Here is a 16177-nt window from a genome sequence, read left to right as displayed (position 1 = left end):
TTCTTTTTTATTTTTCATTTTAATACCTCCAAAAGTTTAATATGAATATTATTCCAAACTTACCAGTTTTACATACAAAAAAGACTGTAGGTAAGTTTGTTTTACACAAATCTACCTACAGTCCCTATACTTCTAGATTTTTTGATGTGAAAAATAGATTAAAATATATCTAAATAAGAATTTTCGACAATGGTGAGTTTAGTAAAGAACTTGCTAATTATTTACTTCTTATAAAATTGACCTAGAGAAAGCATGCCAGCAATCTTATTATTTTCAACTACTGGCAATCTTCTGATTTGATTTTGGCCCATTAAGCTAGCTGCTTCATGAGCATCTGCATCAGGGCTCACGCTTACCATATTTCCACTCATTACACTTTCTACATTTTGATTAGTATTATTTTCAGCAACACTTCTCAAAACTATGTCTCTATCTGTTATTACTCCAACAGGAGTTTGATTATTATCACAAACGGGAACTATTCCAACATCTAAAGATTTCATAATATCTGCTGCATTTTTTATATTAGAACCTGTTGTTACATATGATACTTCCTTTGTCATTAGATCTTTTACTTTCATAGTTAAACCCTCCTTTTTTCAAATCAATACTATCTTTTCCTTTTAAACAGAACATATGCTTATAATTATTGATTTATTTTTTTTATTTTTTTAAGGTAATACCCACACATAATAAGGCAACCAACCAAAGCGTCAATCATATCTTGCATAGTATCTTTTAGCCCACCTGATTGAGTATCTTTACTAAATAATACATCTAATATATACTCAATTATTTCCAAGAAACCAGACATACCTAGACCAAAGAAAAGAAGAAGTATAAGAATTATTATTTTACTAGATGAATTTTGTATATTTAAAAAATTTAATATATTCCAGCCTATTTTAACAGTTATAAATCCTGACCAAAAATGCAAAAAGTCATCATAAATTTTAATTTTGTCATAAAGGTTATAACAAGATCCTAATAAGAATGAAGATAATATAAATAAGTTACCAAATATAAATAAACTTTTATCTATTATAGGATAATTTTTAGAATATAATTTATTTAATACAAAGAGTATAATTAAGCAAATTGCACTTAATCCACTTTTTCCATATTCACCTTTAAATATAAAGAATATTATTGAAAAAATATATATAATATAAAGTATTAAATTAAAGATACTGATTTTTTTATCTTTCATATTTGCACCTACCATTTAGAATATTTATATTTATTATGTGTAAATAGCATATAAATCATTTAGAAATTTAAAATATCTATATTATTATCTAGCTAATATTAATTTATCTAAAGTGTTATGAGTATCTTGAAGTAACAGAATATATACTCTATAGAAAGAAGTAATCCAGGAAATCTCGTAAATTTATAAAAAGATGTTGAATGAAAACGGTTAATTGATAAATAATGCGAGATGAAAATTTTTTTGGTACCATATAGATAACTAGGAATTTGTAGGGAGGGATATATTTGAGATTTAATAAGCTGATACCTGAATTAACAGTATTTAATATAGAAGAAACACGAGATTTTTATTTAAATATTTTAGGTTTTAAATTAGAGTACCATAGGATAGAAGATAATTTTATTTTTGTATCTTTTGAAAATAGTCAATTTATGTTTGAACAATTACATGATGATGGATGGAATATAGGAGAACTGGAATATCCTTTAGGAAGAGGGATTAATCTTTCTGTTGAAGTTAAAGATATCGACAGTTTATATGATATAGTGATTAGCCATAATGTTACTCCTTTTAGAAAAATAATGATTAGTAATTATAAAGTGGGGGATAAGATAATTGAACAAAAAGAATTTTTACTACAAGATCCTAATGGCTATCTATTAAGATTTACAGATTAGTCTAAACTATAAATTTCAATTTATCCAGCAGATTAAGTGAACAATTTCAATACATTGTGAAATCCAGAAACATCATTTGTTTATGTAAGAGTTACTATAAAAGAGGGTTCAACATTTACTTTATATGCATGAGATTAAAAAAGATATGCATGAGATTAAAAAAGGAGATTAAAAAATGAATAATTTTAATATATTTGGATTTATGGCAATGATATTACCAGTAATATTGATAATAATTTTAATAAAGTTGCTAATAAATGTTATTTCTAGAAAATCAAAATAAGTTTTTATATTATTTCTAGTTAGATAAGTAGTTATGAGAGAATTTTTAATGAAATAATAAGCTACATAAAACCGCCTATGTTTATAGGCAAAGATGGTAGATAAATAGTTTATTAATAAATTAGAGTATATATTTGGTAGATTATTTTATCAAAATATTAACCATAATCTTACAAATTGTTAAGAGTGATGTATATTACTTTTTAAATATGTGACCATGTGGTAAAATTTACCTAAACATACTTTTAAGGGAGTAATAAGTTATGGATAAAATGCATCCTTTAGTAGGCATAGTGTTAGTACTACTCATATCTATTTTAGCTTTAGCAATGATATTTAAGTCTATTAAAGATTTAATGGTGTTTTTAAATAAAAATAAGTTGAAATAAAAAATTTTAAATAACCATGGAGTACATTTCTTCATGGTTATTTTTAAATAAAAAAATCCATCTACAAATTTTATTACATACGTTAAGAGTTATGCAAAGCTGTAATACCGATTTAGAAAAGATATGTGCTGTCCTACATGAAGAGTACCCTATATTTATTGAAATAAATCACGGGTATTTTAGTGGTGGAATAAAGATAGTTGAAGAGTATAAATTGGTGGCAAGTCAAGTTACTGCAATCTCTTAAATATAATGTAGATTATTGTGAATTATGTGAAAAACTTGATAAAAATAGGAGGACGTACTAAGGAGAATTTGTATGAAAGAGTTAATAGAAAATTTATTTTGGATAATAGTAATTGTTTTTGGGAGTATGTATTTGCTATTTGTAGAAATAAAAAATTATAAACGTAAAAGAAGTTTAAAATCAAAAACAAAATATATTGAAGAAGATATTGTAAGCATGGAAATAACGAACAAAATATTTTGTAAAGGGACCATAATGTTAATTGGCGGAGATAGAGTTCCTTCAAAATTACCAAGTACATATGTTGTTGAGTTAGAATATGAAGGCAATAATTATGAAATAAATGATAAAGAAATATTTGAGTCTTATGAAATAGGTCAGTTTATAAAGTTAAAGCTAGTTAAAAGCTTAGATCAAAATAGAAATATTATAAAGTATGACTTATTTAAGTTAAAATAAAAGTTTAATTTTGATATATTGGAAACTAAAAATAAGTAGAAAGGGATTAAAAAAATGGTAAATGAGGAAGTTAATAAGTCTTGGGCCATTAGAACATCTACAGATGAATTGCTAAATTTTATTATATTTACTGGATGTATGTATAATTTAATTGATGATAAGAATTTTGATGATTCAAACACACCTTGGCCTACTAATCTATTAAATACAGATTGTAAAAAATTACAAAGTGATAAATTAAAATTACAATGGAAACTATGGTTTAATAATACTATAGAAGAAAAATGTAATAATATCAATCCTAATAAAATGTGTGTATTAGTTAATGAAAAGTATAATGTAAATAATTTTTCACAACTACAATATATAGAGCTTAGAGAATGTTGTAAAAAAACATATCCACTTTTCATTGAGTGGTGGGAGATGCAAGCAGGTGGCAAAAGTGCTATTTCTTTCTATGAAATAATAGTTGGCAATAAATTTTGTGATTATATAGAGGAATTAGAATGCAAATTGAATAAAAAATCTAAACCATTTAATTTTTACATAGATATGGTATACACAGGTGTACCTGATGTATTAGACATAAATGATGAGTATGTAATAGTAACTCCTAATGGATACATTAGCTTAGATAGAGAATGGTGGCTAGAAAAATTTATTAAATTAATGTAATTCTTCAAGGGAACATGAAGAAATTAGAATGAGATTAAAACATTTTACTTATGCAGGATCATGGAAGAAATTTGAACCAGTATGGAACTTTATAATTAAAAATGAACTTCTTGGAAAGACTAGAGGAGCTCTAGTAAAAACGTTGAAATAAATTATGGAAACAATAGTTATATAATGAGTTATAAAAAGACAAAAGCCAAATGCTGTGTTGTCCTTGTTTATTTCCTCAATCCTTATAATGTACCTATTTGAGGATTACAGAAAATTGAATTTGCTAAATAAAGAATACTGCCTACACAAAGTAGGCAGTATTAAAATTAATTTTTTTTTGCAAAACTTCCACAATCAGTTTGTTCAACTGTAGTAGCTGAACCACTGTGTTTTACAACTTGAATTTTGTCTAAAGCACAGTAGTTTTCTTGATCACTGTGGTATTTACATTCTGTAACTTCGCAAGCTATACTTTCATTTTTTTTCATTGTCATCTCTCCTTTGTTATCTTATTTTTTATGTTACGATATTATTATGTAATATTAACGCTAATTATATTCGAGTAATTAGTAATAATATGTTTATATGAAATTTAGGTATTAAATCATATTTAAGTCACTTTAGAACTGAATAATTTAATGCATAATCTTAATATAATGGGAAGAAAGAGAGTATTAGCCTAATACCCTCTTTTTTATGATTAAAAATTACACACATAAATTATTTCTAAACTTCTTAGGACTATGATCAATGTTACAATAGTTATATATTGTGAGATAAAAGTATTTTTGATATTATATACATAAATGGAATTTTTAGGGAGGGAATAATTATGGAACCAAGAAAATTACTGGATGCACTTTTGATTGCCGAAAGACTAAAAGACGAGACTCGTCATTGCTATACGTCTAAAGGTAGGCACGAAAGTGTAGCCGAACATAGCTGGATGATGACTTTAATGGCTTACTTTATGAAGGATGAATTTCCAGAAGTAGACATGGATAAAGTCATCACAATGTGTATTATCCATGACTTGGGAGAGGCGTTTACAGGGGATATTCCTACTTTTGAAAAGACACAAGCTGATGAAAAGACAGAAGAAAATCTGCTGTATAGCTGGGTAAATTCTCTTCCTGCAAAATATGCAGAAGAAATGATTTCACTTTATGAAGAAATGGCACAACGAAAAACTATAGAAGCCCAAATTTACAAAGCTATTGATGGACTTGAAGCTTTAATTCAGCATAATGTTTCTGACTTATCCACTTGGATCCCGAAAGAATATGAACTGAATAAAACTTATGCGGATGACAAAGTTGCCTTTTCACAATATCTTACAACATTAAGACAAGCAGTTCGTGAAGATACTTTAAAGAAGTTAGGAGAGAAATGATAAATTTCAATTTACGAAAATACGTGGAAATAGGAATTTAGAGGGGATGAAAGATGATTATTCGGGAATACAAACCATCAGATTGCGAAGAATTAGCAGATCTATTTTATAATACTGTCCACACAGTTAATGCAAGAGATTACACAAAAGAACAATTAGATGTATGGGCAACAGTGACGGTTGATTTAGAAATTTGGAATCAATCATTTCAAGAGCATTATAGTATTGTTGCACTTGATAATAAACTTATCATTGGTTTTGGAGATATAGATAAAACAGGCTATCTTGATAGATTGTTTGTTCATAAGGATTATCAAGGAAAAGGTGTTGCTACTGCTATTTGTAATAGATTGGAAAAATCAGTTCAAAAGAAAGTTATTACCCACGCTTCCATTACAGCAAGACCTTTCTTTGAAAAAAGAGGTTACAAGGTTATTAAAGAGCAACAGATTGAGAGGCAAGGAATTGTGCTCGCAAACTTTGTTATGGAGAAAAAAATAGATTAGCTAAAATTTATAGGAGGTGATGACAAAATGATTGTTTTAATTACAGGAGCTTCTCATACAGGAAAAACTCTGTTGGCACAAAAATTTCTTGAAAAATATAAATATCCCTACTTCTCTATCGACCTTTTGAAAATGGGGCTAATACGAAGCGAAAACACAGCTTTAACTCCCGAAGATGACAAAGAACTGGAAGATTATTTGTGGCCGATTGTTAAAGAAATGATAAAGACAGCAATTGAAAACAAAGAGAATCTTGTGGTAGAAGGCTGTTACATTCCGTTTGATTGGAAGGAGTGTTTTGATGATGAATATCTGAAAGAGATTCAATATTATTGTCTTGTTATGAGCAGAAAATATATTGAAAATCACTTTTCAGATATAAAGAATTATTCCAATGTAATTGAGCAACGCATTGATGACTCATGGTGTACAATGGACTCTACCCTTGAAGATAACACTTACTATCTGGATATGTGCGAAAAATATAACTGTAATTATATTCTGATTGATGATTGTTATCAAGTGGAAGCTAGTTTATAAATTCCTCTTTGTGAAGCAGATTAAATGAGCGATTGTTATATATTATAAAGTTAAATATTAGGTAGTTTGAAATAATAGATTTAAGGGATAAAGCTAAGAACTCTTAAATTAGACATACCTGTGGTATACATTGCTTTAAAAAGAAATGAATATAGTGATAGCGTTAGAATAAAAAGGGGGAGTTATGATGAATCCAGTAGTGACTATAAACTGGGAACTATTATTACAAGTTATTGTTACTGTAGCTTTGTTATTATATATATTAATTAAAATAGTAAAACACATATTAAGATAGTAAATTTATAGAACAAATTTGATTTACTATTTTAATATAATGCTAAGAAATGATGATTTTAATATCATATATATAAATAGGAATTAGAGCATGAAATCTAATAAATTCAAAAATAAAAATGTGTAAAAAATTAAAAACTTTTAAGGGAAAAAATAAGATTAGATTTATAATTTGGATTTTGGGCAGATTCAAAAGTTACAAGCTAGGAAAGAACAATTTAATAATGGGTTGTTATATTAAATTATATATGTTATAGTTAATACACAAATTAAATAACAGCGCGGAGTGGAGCAGTTGGCAGCTCGTTGGGCTCATAACCCAAAGGTCACAGGTTCGAGTCCTGTCTCCGCAACCAATTAATACTATGAATATAAAACTCTTATATCACTTGATATAAGAGTTTTTTTAAATAAGAAGAGGAAATAAATATGAATGGACAAAATAGAGATAATATAAAAATAGGAAGTAAAGTATTAGTAGTTCAAAAACAAGACCAAAGAACTGGAAAATTAACAGAGGGTGTGGTATCTAGAATACTTACAAATTCTAAAACCCATCCCCATGGAATCAAGGTTATGCTTGAAAGTGGCATAGTTGGCAGGGTTCAAGAAATTTTATAAATATATTTTAAGGAGATTTTATGATAAAAAGAGAATTTGAAATAAATGATATAGCCTATCTTGCAAAAAATAGAAGGATAAAGGCACATATAGATGGAAGTGAAACTAACACAAAGAATATTTCTTTAAAAGCAGGAGATGCAGTTAGAATACTAGATTATTATGAAATAGAAAAGTATGGATATTCATATGAAGCAGAGTTAAAAAAAGATGGAACAACATATGTAATAAGAAAGCATTTAAGTCAATCAGACTTAAGGCCTAAAAAAGTTTAAATCTGAGTAAATTTATAAATTTAATATATTGTTAAGAAAGAGAGTTTTAGCCTAAGACTCTCTTTTTCAGTTTAAAAAAGCAATGTATATAATTAATTTTGTGTAAATATATGAAGTTAGTAACTTTCTTAAATAAAGAATACTGCCTACACAAAGTAGGCAGTATTAAAATTAATTATTTTTTTGCAAAACTTCCACAATCAGTTTGTTCAACTGTAGTTGCTGAACCACTGTGTTTTACAACACGAATTTTGTCTAAAGCACAATAGTTTTCTTGATCACTGTGGTATTTACATTCTGTAACTTCACAAGCTATACTTTCATTTTTTTTCATTGTTATCTCTCCTTTGTTGTCTTATTCTTTATGTTACGATATTATTATGTTATATTAACGCTAATTTTATTCGAGTAATTTGTAATAATATGTTTTAGGTATTAAATCATATTTAAGTCACTTTAGAACTGAATAATTTATTACACAATATTAATATATATTGTGTAATAAATATTATGGCTTCCAAGGTTAGAGTATTTAAAAAGTTTTAATATATGACTTATCTTTATTTTTATGATAGAGATAAGCAATCTATATCAGTAACAGCTCTTGAGAAAATTGTCAACGAATCAAAAATAGAATGTTATAGATGGACAAGAGTGGTTAAAAGAAGTTAAAAAATTAATGTTATAATTAGTATGTAATCAAACTATAATTTAACTCACATTTGTTATATTGTGAGAAGGAAATATAAAATCTTTATAAAATTGGGAGAGAAGAAATGAAGAAAAAATATTGCATAATTTCAAACGTAGTTCTTCTTTTATGGTACTTTTTAGCCATGATAGGAGTTGACTTTGGTAATAAGTACTTGGTTACAAGTTCATATAAAGAAGAGTGGTTTTTCATGGTGATTCCATTAGTTATATTTATCGTATTCGTTTTTAAAGAGCAGGTAGGAAAATATCTTCTTTTAATATGGAACTCTATGTGGCTTATTACTCAATTTTTAAGTCATGAATGGTATACCATATTTAGGGATGGATTTATGGGAAGCACTGAAGGGAAAATTGAATATTTTAAAGATGCAATTAAAATTTTCACATCAGAAACAGTGTATATTCCTGATGTTTATCATATTATTCTACATATATTGATAATTATTGCTTTAACAACAACTATAATCTACAGTTTTGATAAAAAATCAAAGACTAAGAGTTATATTCCAAAGAATAAATTCAAGTAACAATTTTAATACTCAACTATCAACAATGGTTTAAAACAGAGCCTAAAATAAAACATGGAATTCACATAAATTATTTATAAATTCCTTAGGACTATGATCAATGTTACAATAGTTATAAAGTGCGAAGGAAAAAAGCGAGAAATATATATTGAAAGATAAATCAAGTATCGTAGTGTCTTCTATTATGCTTTTACTTGCTACAAGTTACCTGGTATTTTTATTTACTATTTAATTTGAGGCATAAAAATTTAGTGAGAATGATATTATCTTAAGAAATAGATATAAATAAGAGTACTAATCTTGGATTTAAAGTTTCATAAAATTAGTACTCTATTTCAATATATAAAATTTTATTTACTAAAAGGTTATATTTTTTTTACTATGAACAAGGAATTTCATCTATATTATTATTTTTTAATAACTCATTTATTAAATTTACTTGGGATGAACTAACTTTTATAGGAGCTCTGCCAGATGAAATTTTAGATGATTTTTTTAGTGAAAACTCAAGGCTATAGCATACTTTACCATTTATAGATTCTTTACTCCACATATATCCTTGAATATTATTCCAAGGTATAAAATACTTAAATGTAAGTATACCATCAGAGTATACAATTGTATGCTTTCCCTTAGGAGTTAAGATGGATAAGTATATAATTATATATATAAAGAAACTTAATAAATTTAAATTAAATAAAAACGAAGATAATACTTCGCTTGATTGTATATGGATAGACTTACTTAAAATGGACATCAAAAGTATAAAAGAGATAATTATAAGAAATATCTGTGTATATTTTATAGCCTTTTCTTCCCATATAGATGATTTATAAGATTGAATATAGAAAAGGGGATCTAATTTAGACAGTTCACGCTCTTTTTTATATGTTCTGATAATATCTATGATATAAATTCCTAGACATAAATTAATAGATATATTTAAGAGAGCACAGATAAAAAACATATTAAGATTGTTAAAACTATCAATGTAACTGTATGCTAATCCGCTAAAAGTGGAAATAGATAAAACTATTATTACTAAAAATATGTGTAATAATCTACCAAACTTAGAGGTTTTATCTTTATAAATTTTACTTAAAATATCAGGATCACCCATTTGTTTTAAAGCCATAGTTGTGGCAGCGTCAGTACTCATACCATCTTTAGTATATTCTTCAATATAACTATAAATATGGTCTCTAAGTTCATCTTGAATATTTTTTGCTTTTTCTTCTGTAGTAATAAACTTACATACAGATTGTAGGAAATTTTGTATAGAATTATTTTGCATATTCATTAACATTCCCCCCTAATACTAAATTCATTGTTTTACTAAATACTTTCCATTCATTTTCTCGTCCTTTTAATTCTGTAAGACCTTTTTTAGTAATTCTGTAGTATTTTCTACGTCTACCATTTTCAGTATCCCAAAAGGATTCGATAAATTTGTTTTTTTCAAGATCATGTAAAATAGGATATAGAGTTCCTTCTTTAAAGAGAAAGACGCCATTAGATTTATTTTCAATTTCTTTAATCATGCCATATCCATACATGGGTTCTTTTTTTAGTGAATTTAAAATTAATGTTATAGTACTACCTTTTATAAGTTCCTTATTCAAAATCAACACCTCGGATTCCTATGTATTATAGAATGATTGTATTCTATTTTATGGATAAAGTCAATATGCATGAAAAATAATTGTATATAACATAGACAATTTTAATACGTTTCAAAATAAAGGTCGTTTCTATATGCTTATAGGTAAATTGGAATTTATAAGTGAAGATGTTTAAGATTAAGTACAATCATTAGATGATTCTAATTAAACAAAGACCAAGTAATTGATGATGACCTTGTGTAGCGTGAATTTGGATATGAAATAAAAAAATCTTTTATAGTTGGGTCTATAATTTCTACTACTGTTTTTGCATCAAAATCAACATAGAAGATAATAAATCAGAATTTTAAGGTAAGATTTGAAAATTCGTGGTGGAAGAAATTTTAATTGTTTTTAATTTTTCTTATTTGTAACGAATGTTACAGAAACATGTAAAAAAAAGGTATATTATGAATGCAAGCTTAAAGATGACTGAGAGGCAGTATGATTGGATTTTTTCAGTCATCTATCTAAAATATAAATACATAAATAAAAAGGAGAATTAAAAATGAGAGCTTTTGTAGATAGAGATGTTTGTATAGGATGTGAATCATGTGCAGGAATGTGTCCTGAAGTATTCACAATGGATGATGAAGGAATATCAGTTCCAATGGAAGGTGAAATATCTGAAGATATATTAGAATCAGCAAAAGATGCAATGGAAAATTGTCCAGTATCAGCTATAACAATAGACTAATAAAAGCATATAAATAATATGTAAGATAAAAATGTAACTATTTAGGTAAATAATTTAAAGAATTACCTTTTTATTTTTATAAAAATCTGATATTCTATTTACAGAAATGGAAATTTGAATAATCAGTTTTAAAAATTGGAAATCTAAAATAGAAAGTAAAAAATGATGTGGGATATATTTTTTTATATTGGTATCTCGTGTTGGACTTTAAAGAGATTTTTTGTAAAAAAGGAGAATTAGCAAAAAGGAGAATTAGCAATGAGAAAAAAAGTAAAAAATAATGTAAGTTGGATAGGGTTTATAGATTGGGAATTACAGCATTTCCACGGAGATGAGTATTCTATAATGAATGGATCAAGCCAAAATGCTTACTTGATTGAAGAAGAAAAAACAGTTTTAATAGATACTATTTGGTCAGAACACCGCTTTGAATTTGTTGAGAATTTAAAGAAAGAGATTGATTTACATAAGATTGATTATATTGTTATAAATCATGGAGAGATAGATCATTCAGGAGCCCTACCTACAATAATGGAAGAAATTCCAGATACGCCAATTTATTGTACTGCTAATGCAGTTAAGAGTTTGGAAGGTCAATATGGTAAACGCGGATGGAATTTTAATGTTGTAAAAACAGGAGATACTCTTGATATAGGAAATGGAAAACAACTTGTATTTGTAGAGATGAGAATGTTACATTGGCCAGATTCCATGGCAACTTATTTGACAGGTGACAATATCTTATTTTCAATGGATGCTTTTGGACAACATTTTGCCGTAGAAGAACTGTTTGCTGATAAAGCAAATCAGTGTATCTTAATGAAAGAGGCAATGAAATATTATGCTAATATTCTTAATCCTTTTTCTCCATTAGTATCTAAGAAAATAAAAGAAATTATTGATTTAAATATTCCAATTGATATGATAGCACCATCTCATGGTGTAATCTGGAGAGAGAATCCTTTGCAAATTGTAGAAAAATATGCACAGTGGGCTGAAGCTTATCAAGAAAATCAGATTACAATTGCTTATGATACTATGTGGGAAAATACAGCAAAGATTGCCCACAAAATAGCAAGTGAAATTTCAAAACAAAGTCCTGATACTGTAGTAAAAGTATTTAATATAGCAAAGGCAGATAAAAATGAAATAATGGTAGAAGTATTTAAATCTAAAGCAATTGCTGTTGGTTCTCCTACTGCATTAAATGATATTCTTTCTAGTGTAGATGGTTGGCTAACATTCCTAAAAACATTGAAGTTTAAAAATAAAAAAGCTGCAGCCTTTGGATGTTATGGCTGGAGTGGTGAAAGTGTAAAAATACTAAAAGAAAAATTAGCTGGTTCAGGATTTAATGTAGTTGATGAAGAAGTAAAATGTTTGTGGAGTTCAAATGAAGAGGATGATGAAAAGATTTCAGCTCTTGTTAGAGGTCTTTTATCATAATAAATCTAGATTATAGAAAAGGAGAGGAAAATAATTATGAAATATGTATGTACTGTTTGTGGATATATCTATGATGAAGCTGAAGGATACCCAGATGGAGGTATAGAACCAGGAACAAAATGGGCTGATGTACCAGAAGATTTTGAATGCCCATTATGTGGAGTAGGAAAAGACGATTTTGAAGAGCAATAAGGTTGTCTAAAGTCATATAGGTTAAGAGAAAATAAAGATTTCTTAGAAGAAAGAGGGATGCAAGAAGGTTTACCATATTGCATTCCTCTTTTTTTTGTCAGTAATGATACAAATTTTATTGTTTTTATATAATTTATTTAAAATATGACTGTAGTCACATTTTTATTCTCATGTTTTTTATATAATTCAGTTATAGATAAGAAATTTAAATATTTGGAGGAATTAATATGAAAAATAATATAAATAAAAATTTAAGTTTAGGTGAATGTGTTGTTATTTATCCAGCTATTGTAGAAAAGTTTAATGAAATGCAATTAGATTATTGCTGTGGTGGAAATCAAAGTTTAGAAGTTGCATTAAATGATAAGGATATTGATGTGGATAAATTTATTGAAGATATCAATATTGAACTTGAAAAATTTACATTCGATAACACTTTATATGTAAATTGGAATGAAAGACCTTCAGAAGAATTAATTGATCATATAACAAATACTCATCATATCAAAACTTTTGAATTATTAAAAGACATTGATTCATTGCTAGTAAAGGTATTTAGAGTTCATTATGATCACTTGCCTGAAGTTTTAACAAGAGTTCATAAGCTTTTTGGAGCACTTAAGTGTGAATTAGAAGAGCATTTAATAAAAGAGGAAAAAGTACTATTTCCAAAGATGATTGAGTTTGATAAGAATAATAATAAAGAAGAAAAGGAAAAATTAAAAGAAGAAATAAAAAGCATTATACAAGAACATGAAGCTGCTGGAGACATACTTAAGGAATTAGCAGAGATTACAGATGATTATAATGCTCCAGAATGGGCGTGTACTAGTTTTAAGTTATTATATTTAAAAATGCATGAACTTGAGAAAGATTTATTTATTCATATCCATAAAGAAAACAATATTTTATTTAAGAGATATTAATAAAAAGTTAACTATATATAGAGAGGTGATTAATTTGGAAAACAAGAAACTTATATCAAATAATGAAGCAGATAGTGCAGTTAATGAAGAAAAGATAAAAGAATTAACATTTATTTTAAGAAGATTAAATGAAGAGGGGTTAACAGAAGATTTAAAGGAAAATGGATTAGAACTTGTTAAATCAATAAGCCCTCTAGAGCTTTCAATTGCAGAGCAAAGTTTAATAGAAGAAGGAATGGATCCAAGTGAATTAAGACATTTATGTGAGATTCATATGATGGTTTTAAAGGGTGAACTGGAAAAATTACAAAGTAATATATCAAAGGGACATGTATTATATACCCTAATAGAAGAACATGAATTAATTTTAAGCTTTTTAAGAAAACTAGATGAAGTAACAAACACAATACTAAACATGAATAAATTTGATGAAAGCAGAGGAGAATTTGGAAGAGTAACTGAATTAATTGACAATATACTAGATGCAGAGCCGCATCATAAAAGAGAAGAGGATGTTTTATTCCCAGAGCTTGAAAGTAAGGGAATTACAGGCCCAACAAGAATAATGAGACTAGAACATGAAGATTTAAGAAAAAAGAAGAAAGACTTAAAGAAGTTAAGTGAATCTGTTTCTACTTTAGATTTCGAAGAATATAAAAAAGAATTAAAAAGGCTTTCAAATGATATTTGCTTTGAGTTAAAAGACCATATCTTTAAGGAAAATTATATATTATATCCTACAGCATTAGAAAGCATTGATAGTGATGCTAAGTGGTCTAACATGAAAACTGAATGTGACAATATAGGATATTGTACTTTTACTCCTGAGGATTGTAAATAATAAAAATAATAAATACCTTTTAGATTAATCTTAGAATCTCAATAATAAATTCGAAATTTATAGTATAATTAAAATGAGATTATGATTTATCTAGGAGGTATTTATTTTGAGTTGTGACTTATGTTGTGAAAAATGTGCAAGCAAACTATATGCACATGAAATTCCTATATTTGAATCTCTTTCTAAAGAAGAATTAGATAGAATAATATCAGTAAGAAAGCACATGGCTTTGAAAAAGGGAGAAAACTTATTTTTAGAAGGAGATAAGGTTTCAAAGCTATTTATTATAAGTGAAGGTATGATAAAAATAAGCAAAACTACTGGTGATGGTAAAGAGCAAATTATAAATATATTAACTGTTGGAGATTTTATTGGAGAAAATAATATATTAGGAGACGTTATTGAAAGCAATATCTCAGCAACTGCCATTAAGAATACTGAACTATGTACTATTTCAAGAGAGGACATAAAAGAAATATTATCTCGCAATATTTCAATTTGTCTAAAGTTCATTTCAGAATTAAATAAAAGACTAGTGGAAGTAGAGAACTTATCAAGAAATTTATCTACAAATGATCCTGAAGCAAGAATATGTTGCATGCTCTTAGAATTCTCTGAGAAGTACGGAAAAGAAGTAGATGGAAAAGTAGAAATAAATTTACCATTAAATAGGGAAGAAATGGCTAACTATTGTGGAATAGCCAGGGAGACCCTAAGTAGAAAACTAAACTTGCTAGAAAATAAAAACATTATAAAATTTATTGGTACTAAAAAAGTAATAGTAAAGGATATAAGTTTATTAGAATCTGGAATACTATAAATACAAATATAAGAAGATGAATTAATCAGCAAAAGAGGTGTAAATAATTTTTATACCTCTTTTAAATTTGTAGAAAAGACAGTTTCTATAAAATAGATTTGGTTTTTATAATTAATAAGATATTATTAATAATAGAACAATAATTATATATTGTGAAATAAAAATTTTTGTTGAGGTGAATTATGGAGACACAACTTATTTATGAAGTACCAACTGCCAAAGATTATGTTAGCCTAAGATTGCGTTCAAACATGGGAGATAAAGATTTAGAAAGAAGTGAAATAGCTTTACAAAACTCTTTATTTACAGCATCAATATATGATAAAGATAAATTAATTGCTTTTGGAAGAATAGTAGGTGATGGTGGTATAACCTATGTGGTAAGCGACATTATGGTAGATGAAAACTATCGTAGAAAGGGATTAGCAGATTTGATAATGAAAGAGCTGGATAATTACTTTGAGAAAAATACATATGAGGATAGCTATATTTTTTTAATAGCAAATAATCCTGCTGATTTGTTATACAGCAAACATAAATTTGAGTATTTGCCAGAAAATAAATGTGGTATGTTGCGAAATCAAAAGAGTAATGATGATAATTTATAAATTAGATAAGAAACATATTCTACTATAGAAAATTTTGATAATCTAAAGTGAAGATGTTAGGGTTTGTCAATAAAAGTGTGTAAGTAGTTTTTATTTTATAAGTCAGGTAGATAAAATTAATCTACCTGATTTTTTAATACTGATATTTTTTAACTCTTTCTTTTAAATTCTCATCCATATCTA

Annotated in this window: 26 protein-coding genes and 1 tRNA gene; 21 read left to right on the top strand and 6 right to left on the bottom strand. The window is 27.0% G+C overall.

Going from position 1 to position 16177, the window contains the following annotated elements; all coding sequences use genetic code 11:
- Positions 1–221: 221 nt before the first annotated feature.
- Together K0040_RS18255 and K0040_RS18250 are read right to left on the bottom strand one after the other, a co-directional pair.
- On the bottom strand, positions 222–581 hold the full coding sequence (locus K0040_RS18255) for a CBS domain-containing protein (protein ID WP_228110158.1): 360 nt from the start codon (positions 579–581) through the stop codon (positions 222–224).
- A gap of 65 nt (positions 582–646) precedes the next feature.
- Positions 647–1210, bottom strand: coding sequence for a DUF2238 domain-containing protein (locus K0040_RS18250; RefSeq protein WP_228110157.1), 564 nt, complete (start codon positions 1208–1210; stop codon positions 647–649).
- A gap of 287 nt (positions 1211–1497) precedes the next feature.
- On the opposite strand from K0040_RS18250, the gene K0040_RS18245 reads away from it, so the two are divergent.
- From K0040_RS18245 to K0040_RS20800, 6 genes are all read left to right on the top strand, one after another.
- A complete protein-coding gene (locus K0040_RS18245; RefSeq protein WP_228110156.1) occupies positions 1498–1890 on the top strand; it encodes a bleomycin resistance protein in 393 nt (130 codons plus the stop codon).
- A gap of 545 nt (positions 1891–2435) precedes the next feature.
- On the top strand, positions 2436–2561 hold the full coding sequence (locus tag K0040_RS20805; protein ID WP_265588939.1) for a hypothetical protein: 126 nt from the start codon (positions 2436–2438) through the stop codon (positions 2559–2561).
- Positions 2562–2652: 91 nt separating this feature from the next.
- Positions 2653–2808 carry a hypothetical protein gene (locus K0040_RS18240; RefSeq protein WP_228110155.1) on the top strand — a complete coding sequence of 52 codons (156 nt, stop codon included), beginning with the start codon at positions 2653–2655 and terminating at the stop codon, positions 2806–2808.
- A gap of 72 nt (positions 2809–2880) precedes the next feature.
- Positions 2881–3267, top strand: coding sequence for a hypothetical protein (locus tag K0040_RS18235; RefSeq protein WP_228110154.1), 387 nt, complete (start codon positions 2881–2883; stop codon positions 3265–3267).
- A 54-nt stretch (positions 3268–3321) separates the two neighbouring features.
- Positions 3322–3942 carry a hypothetical protein gene (locus K0040_RS18230; protein WP_228110153.1) on the top strand — a complete coding sequence of 207 codons (621 nt, stop codon included), beginning with the start codon at positions 3322–3324 and terminating at the stop codon, positions 3940–3942.
- 28 nt (positions 3943–3970) lie between these two features.
- Positions 3971–4093 (top strand): hypothetical protein, encoded by a 123-nt coding sequence (locus K0040_RS20800; protein ID WP_265588938.1) that lies wholly within the window; start codon positions 3971–3973, stop codon positions 4091–4093.
- 166 nt (positions 4094–4259) lie between these two features.
- Here K0040_RS20800 and K0040_RS18225 read toward each other — a convergent pair whose 3' ends face one another.
- On the bottom strand, positions 4260–4421 hold the full coding sequence (locus K0040_RS18225; RefSeq protein WP_228110152.1) for a DUF1540 domain-containing protein: 162 nt from the start codon (positions 4419–4421) through the stop codon (positions 4260–4262).
- A gap of 344 nt (positions 4422–4765) precedes the next feature.
- Here K0040_RS18225 and K0040_RS18220 point away from each other — a divergent pair, with 344 nt between their 5' ends.
- The 6 genes from K0040_RS18220 (at position 4766) to K0040_RS18195 (ending at position 7562) form a co-directional block, all read left to right on the top strand.
- Positions 4766–5326, top strand: a complete 561-nt coding sequence (locus K0040_RS18220) for an HD domain-containing protein (protein WP_228110151.1) — start codon at positions 4766–4768, stop codon at positions 5324–5326.
- Positions 5327–5379: 53 nt separating this feature from the next.
- On the top strand, positions 5380–5832 hold the full coding sequence (locus K0040_RS18215) for a GNAT family N-acetyltransferase (RefSeq protein WP_228110150.1): 453 nt from the start codon (positions 5380–5382) through the stop codon (positions 5830–5832).
- Positions 5833–5859: 27 nt separating this feature from the next.
- Positions 5860–6372 (top strand): DEAD/DEAH box helicase family protein, encoded by a 513-nt coding sequence (locus K0040_RS18210; RefSeq protein ID WP_228110149.1) that lies wholly within the window; start codon positions 5860–5862, stop codon positions 6370–6372.
- Between the two features lie 574 nt (positions 6373–6946).
- Positions 6947–7022, top strand: a tRNA-Met gene (locus tag K0040_RS18205).
- Between the two features lie 73 nt (positions 7023–7095).
- On the top strand, positions 7096–7287 hold the full coding sequence (locus K0040_RS18200) for a YwbE family protein (RefSeq protein ID WP_074917862.1): 192 nt from the start codon (positions 7096–7098) through the stop codon (positions 7285–7287).
- A gap of 20 nt (positions 7288–7307) precedes the next feature.
- Complete coding sequence (locus K0040_RS18195) at positions 7308–7562, top strand: hypothetical protein (RefSeq protein WP_228110148.1); 255 nt, start codon at positions 7308–7310, stop codon at positions 7560–7562.
- A 175-nt stretch (positions 7563–7737) separates the two neighbouring features.
- Here K0040_RS18195 and K0040_RS18190 read toward each other — a convergent pair whose 3' ends face one another.
- Positions 7738–7896: a DUF1540 domain-containing protein gene (locus K0040_RS18190; RefSeq protein ID WP_228110147.1), complete on the bottom strand. Its 159-nt coding sequence runs from the start codon at positions 7894–7896 to the stop codon at positions 7738–7740.
- A gap of 215 nt (positions 7897–8111) precedes the next feature.
- Here K0040_RS18190 and K0040_RS20795 point away from each other — a divergent pair, with 215 nt between their 5' ends.
- Positions 8112–8234 carry a hypothetical protein gene (locus tag K0040_RS20795; RefSeq protein WP_265588937.1) on the top strand — a complete coding sequence of 41 codons (123 nt, stop codon included), beginning with the start codon at positions 8112–8114 and terminating at the stop codon, positions 8232–8234.
- 104 nt (positions 8235–8338) lie between these two features.
- Positions 8339–8803, top strand: a complete 465-nt coding sequence (locus K0040_RS18185) for a hypothetical protein (RefSeq protein ID WP_228110146.1) — start codon at positions 8339–8341, stop codon at positions 8801–8803.
- A 379-nt stretch (positions 8804–9182) separates the two neighbouring features.
- Here the strand turns inward: K0040_RS18185 and K0040_RS18180 are convergent, their stop codons facing one another.
- Both K0040_RS18180 and K0040_RS18175 read right to left on the bottom strand, forming a co-directional pair.
- Positions 9183–10103 carry a permease prefix domain 1-containing protein gene (locus K0040_RS18180; RefSeq protein ID WP_228110145.1) on the bottom strand — a complete coding sequence of 307 codons (921 nt, stop codon included), beginning with the start codon at positions 10101–10103 and terminating at the stop codon, positions 9183–9185.
- Complete coding sequence (locus K0040_RS18175; protein ID WP_334302515.1) at positions 10087–10434, bottom strand: PadR family transcriptional regulator; 348 nt, start codon at positions 10432–10434, stop codon at positions 10087–10089. The genes K0040_RS18180 and K0040_RS18175 overlap by 17 nt, the downstream gene beginning before the upstream one ends.
- 538 nt (positions 10435–10972) lie before the next feature.
- Here K0040_RS18175 and K0040_RS18170 point away from each other — a divergent pair.
- The 7 genes from K0040_RS18170 (at position 10973) to K0040_RS18140 (ending at position 15994) form a co-directional block, all read left to right on the top strand.
- The gene (locus tag K0040_RS18170; protein ID WP_228110143.1) at positions 10973–11161 is read left to right on the top strand and encodes a ferredoxin; all 189 of its coding nucleotides are present in this window, start codon (positions 10973–10975) and stop codon (positions 11159–11161) included.
- Positions 11162–11419: 258 nt separating this feature from the next.
- A complete protein-coding gene (locus tag K0040_RS18165) occupies positions 11420–12607 on the top strand; it encodes an oxygen-binding di-iron domain-containing protein (RefSeq protein WP_228110142.1) in 1188 nt (395 codons plus the stop codon).
- Between the two features lie 36 nt (positions 12608–12643).
- Complete coding sequence (locus tag K0040_RS18160) at positions 12644–12799, top strand: rubredoxin (protein ID WP_228110141.1); 156 nt, start codon at positions 12644–12646, stop codon at positions 12797–12799.
- A 227-nt stretch (positions 12800–13026) separates the two neighbouring features.
- A complete protein-coding gene (gene ric, locus K0040_RS18155) occupies positions 13027–13725 on the top strand; it encodes an iron-sulfur cluster repair di-iron protein (RefSeq protein WP_228110140.1) in 699 nt (232 codons plus the stop codon).
- A gap of 34 nt (positions 13726–13759) precedes the next feature.
- Complete coding sequence (locus tag K0040_RS18150; RefSeq protein ID WP_228110139.1) at positions 13760–14566, top strand: DUF438 domain-containing protein; 807 nt, start codon at positions 13760–13762, stop codon at positions 14564–14566.
- Between the two features lie 106 nt (positions 14567–14672).
- The gene (locus K0040_RS18145) at positions 14673–15386 is read left to right on the top strand and encodes a Crp/Fnr family transcriptional regulator (protein WP_228110138.1); all 714 of its coding nucleotides are present in this window, start codon (positions 14673–14675) and stop codon (positions 15384–15386) included.
- Between the two features lie 182 nt (positions 15387–15568).
- Positions 15569–15994 (top strand): GNAT family N-acetyltransferase, encoded by a 426-nt coding sequence (locus tag K0040_RS18140; protein WP_228110137.1) that lies wholly within the window; start codon positions 15569–15571, stop codon positions 15992–15994.
- Positions 15995–16177: the final 183 nt, after the last annotated feature.

Source organism: Terrisporobacter petrolearius (assembly GCF_020748185.1).
GTDB lineage: Bacteria > Bacillota > Clostridia > Peptostreptococcales > Peptostreptococcaceae > Terrisporobacter > Terrisporobacter petrolearius.
This window is presented reverse-complemented; position numbering and strand designations above follow the sequence as displayed.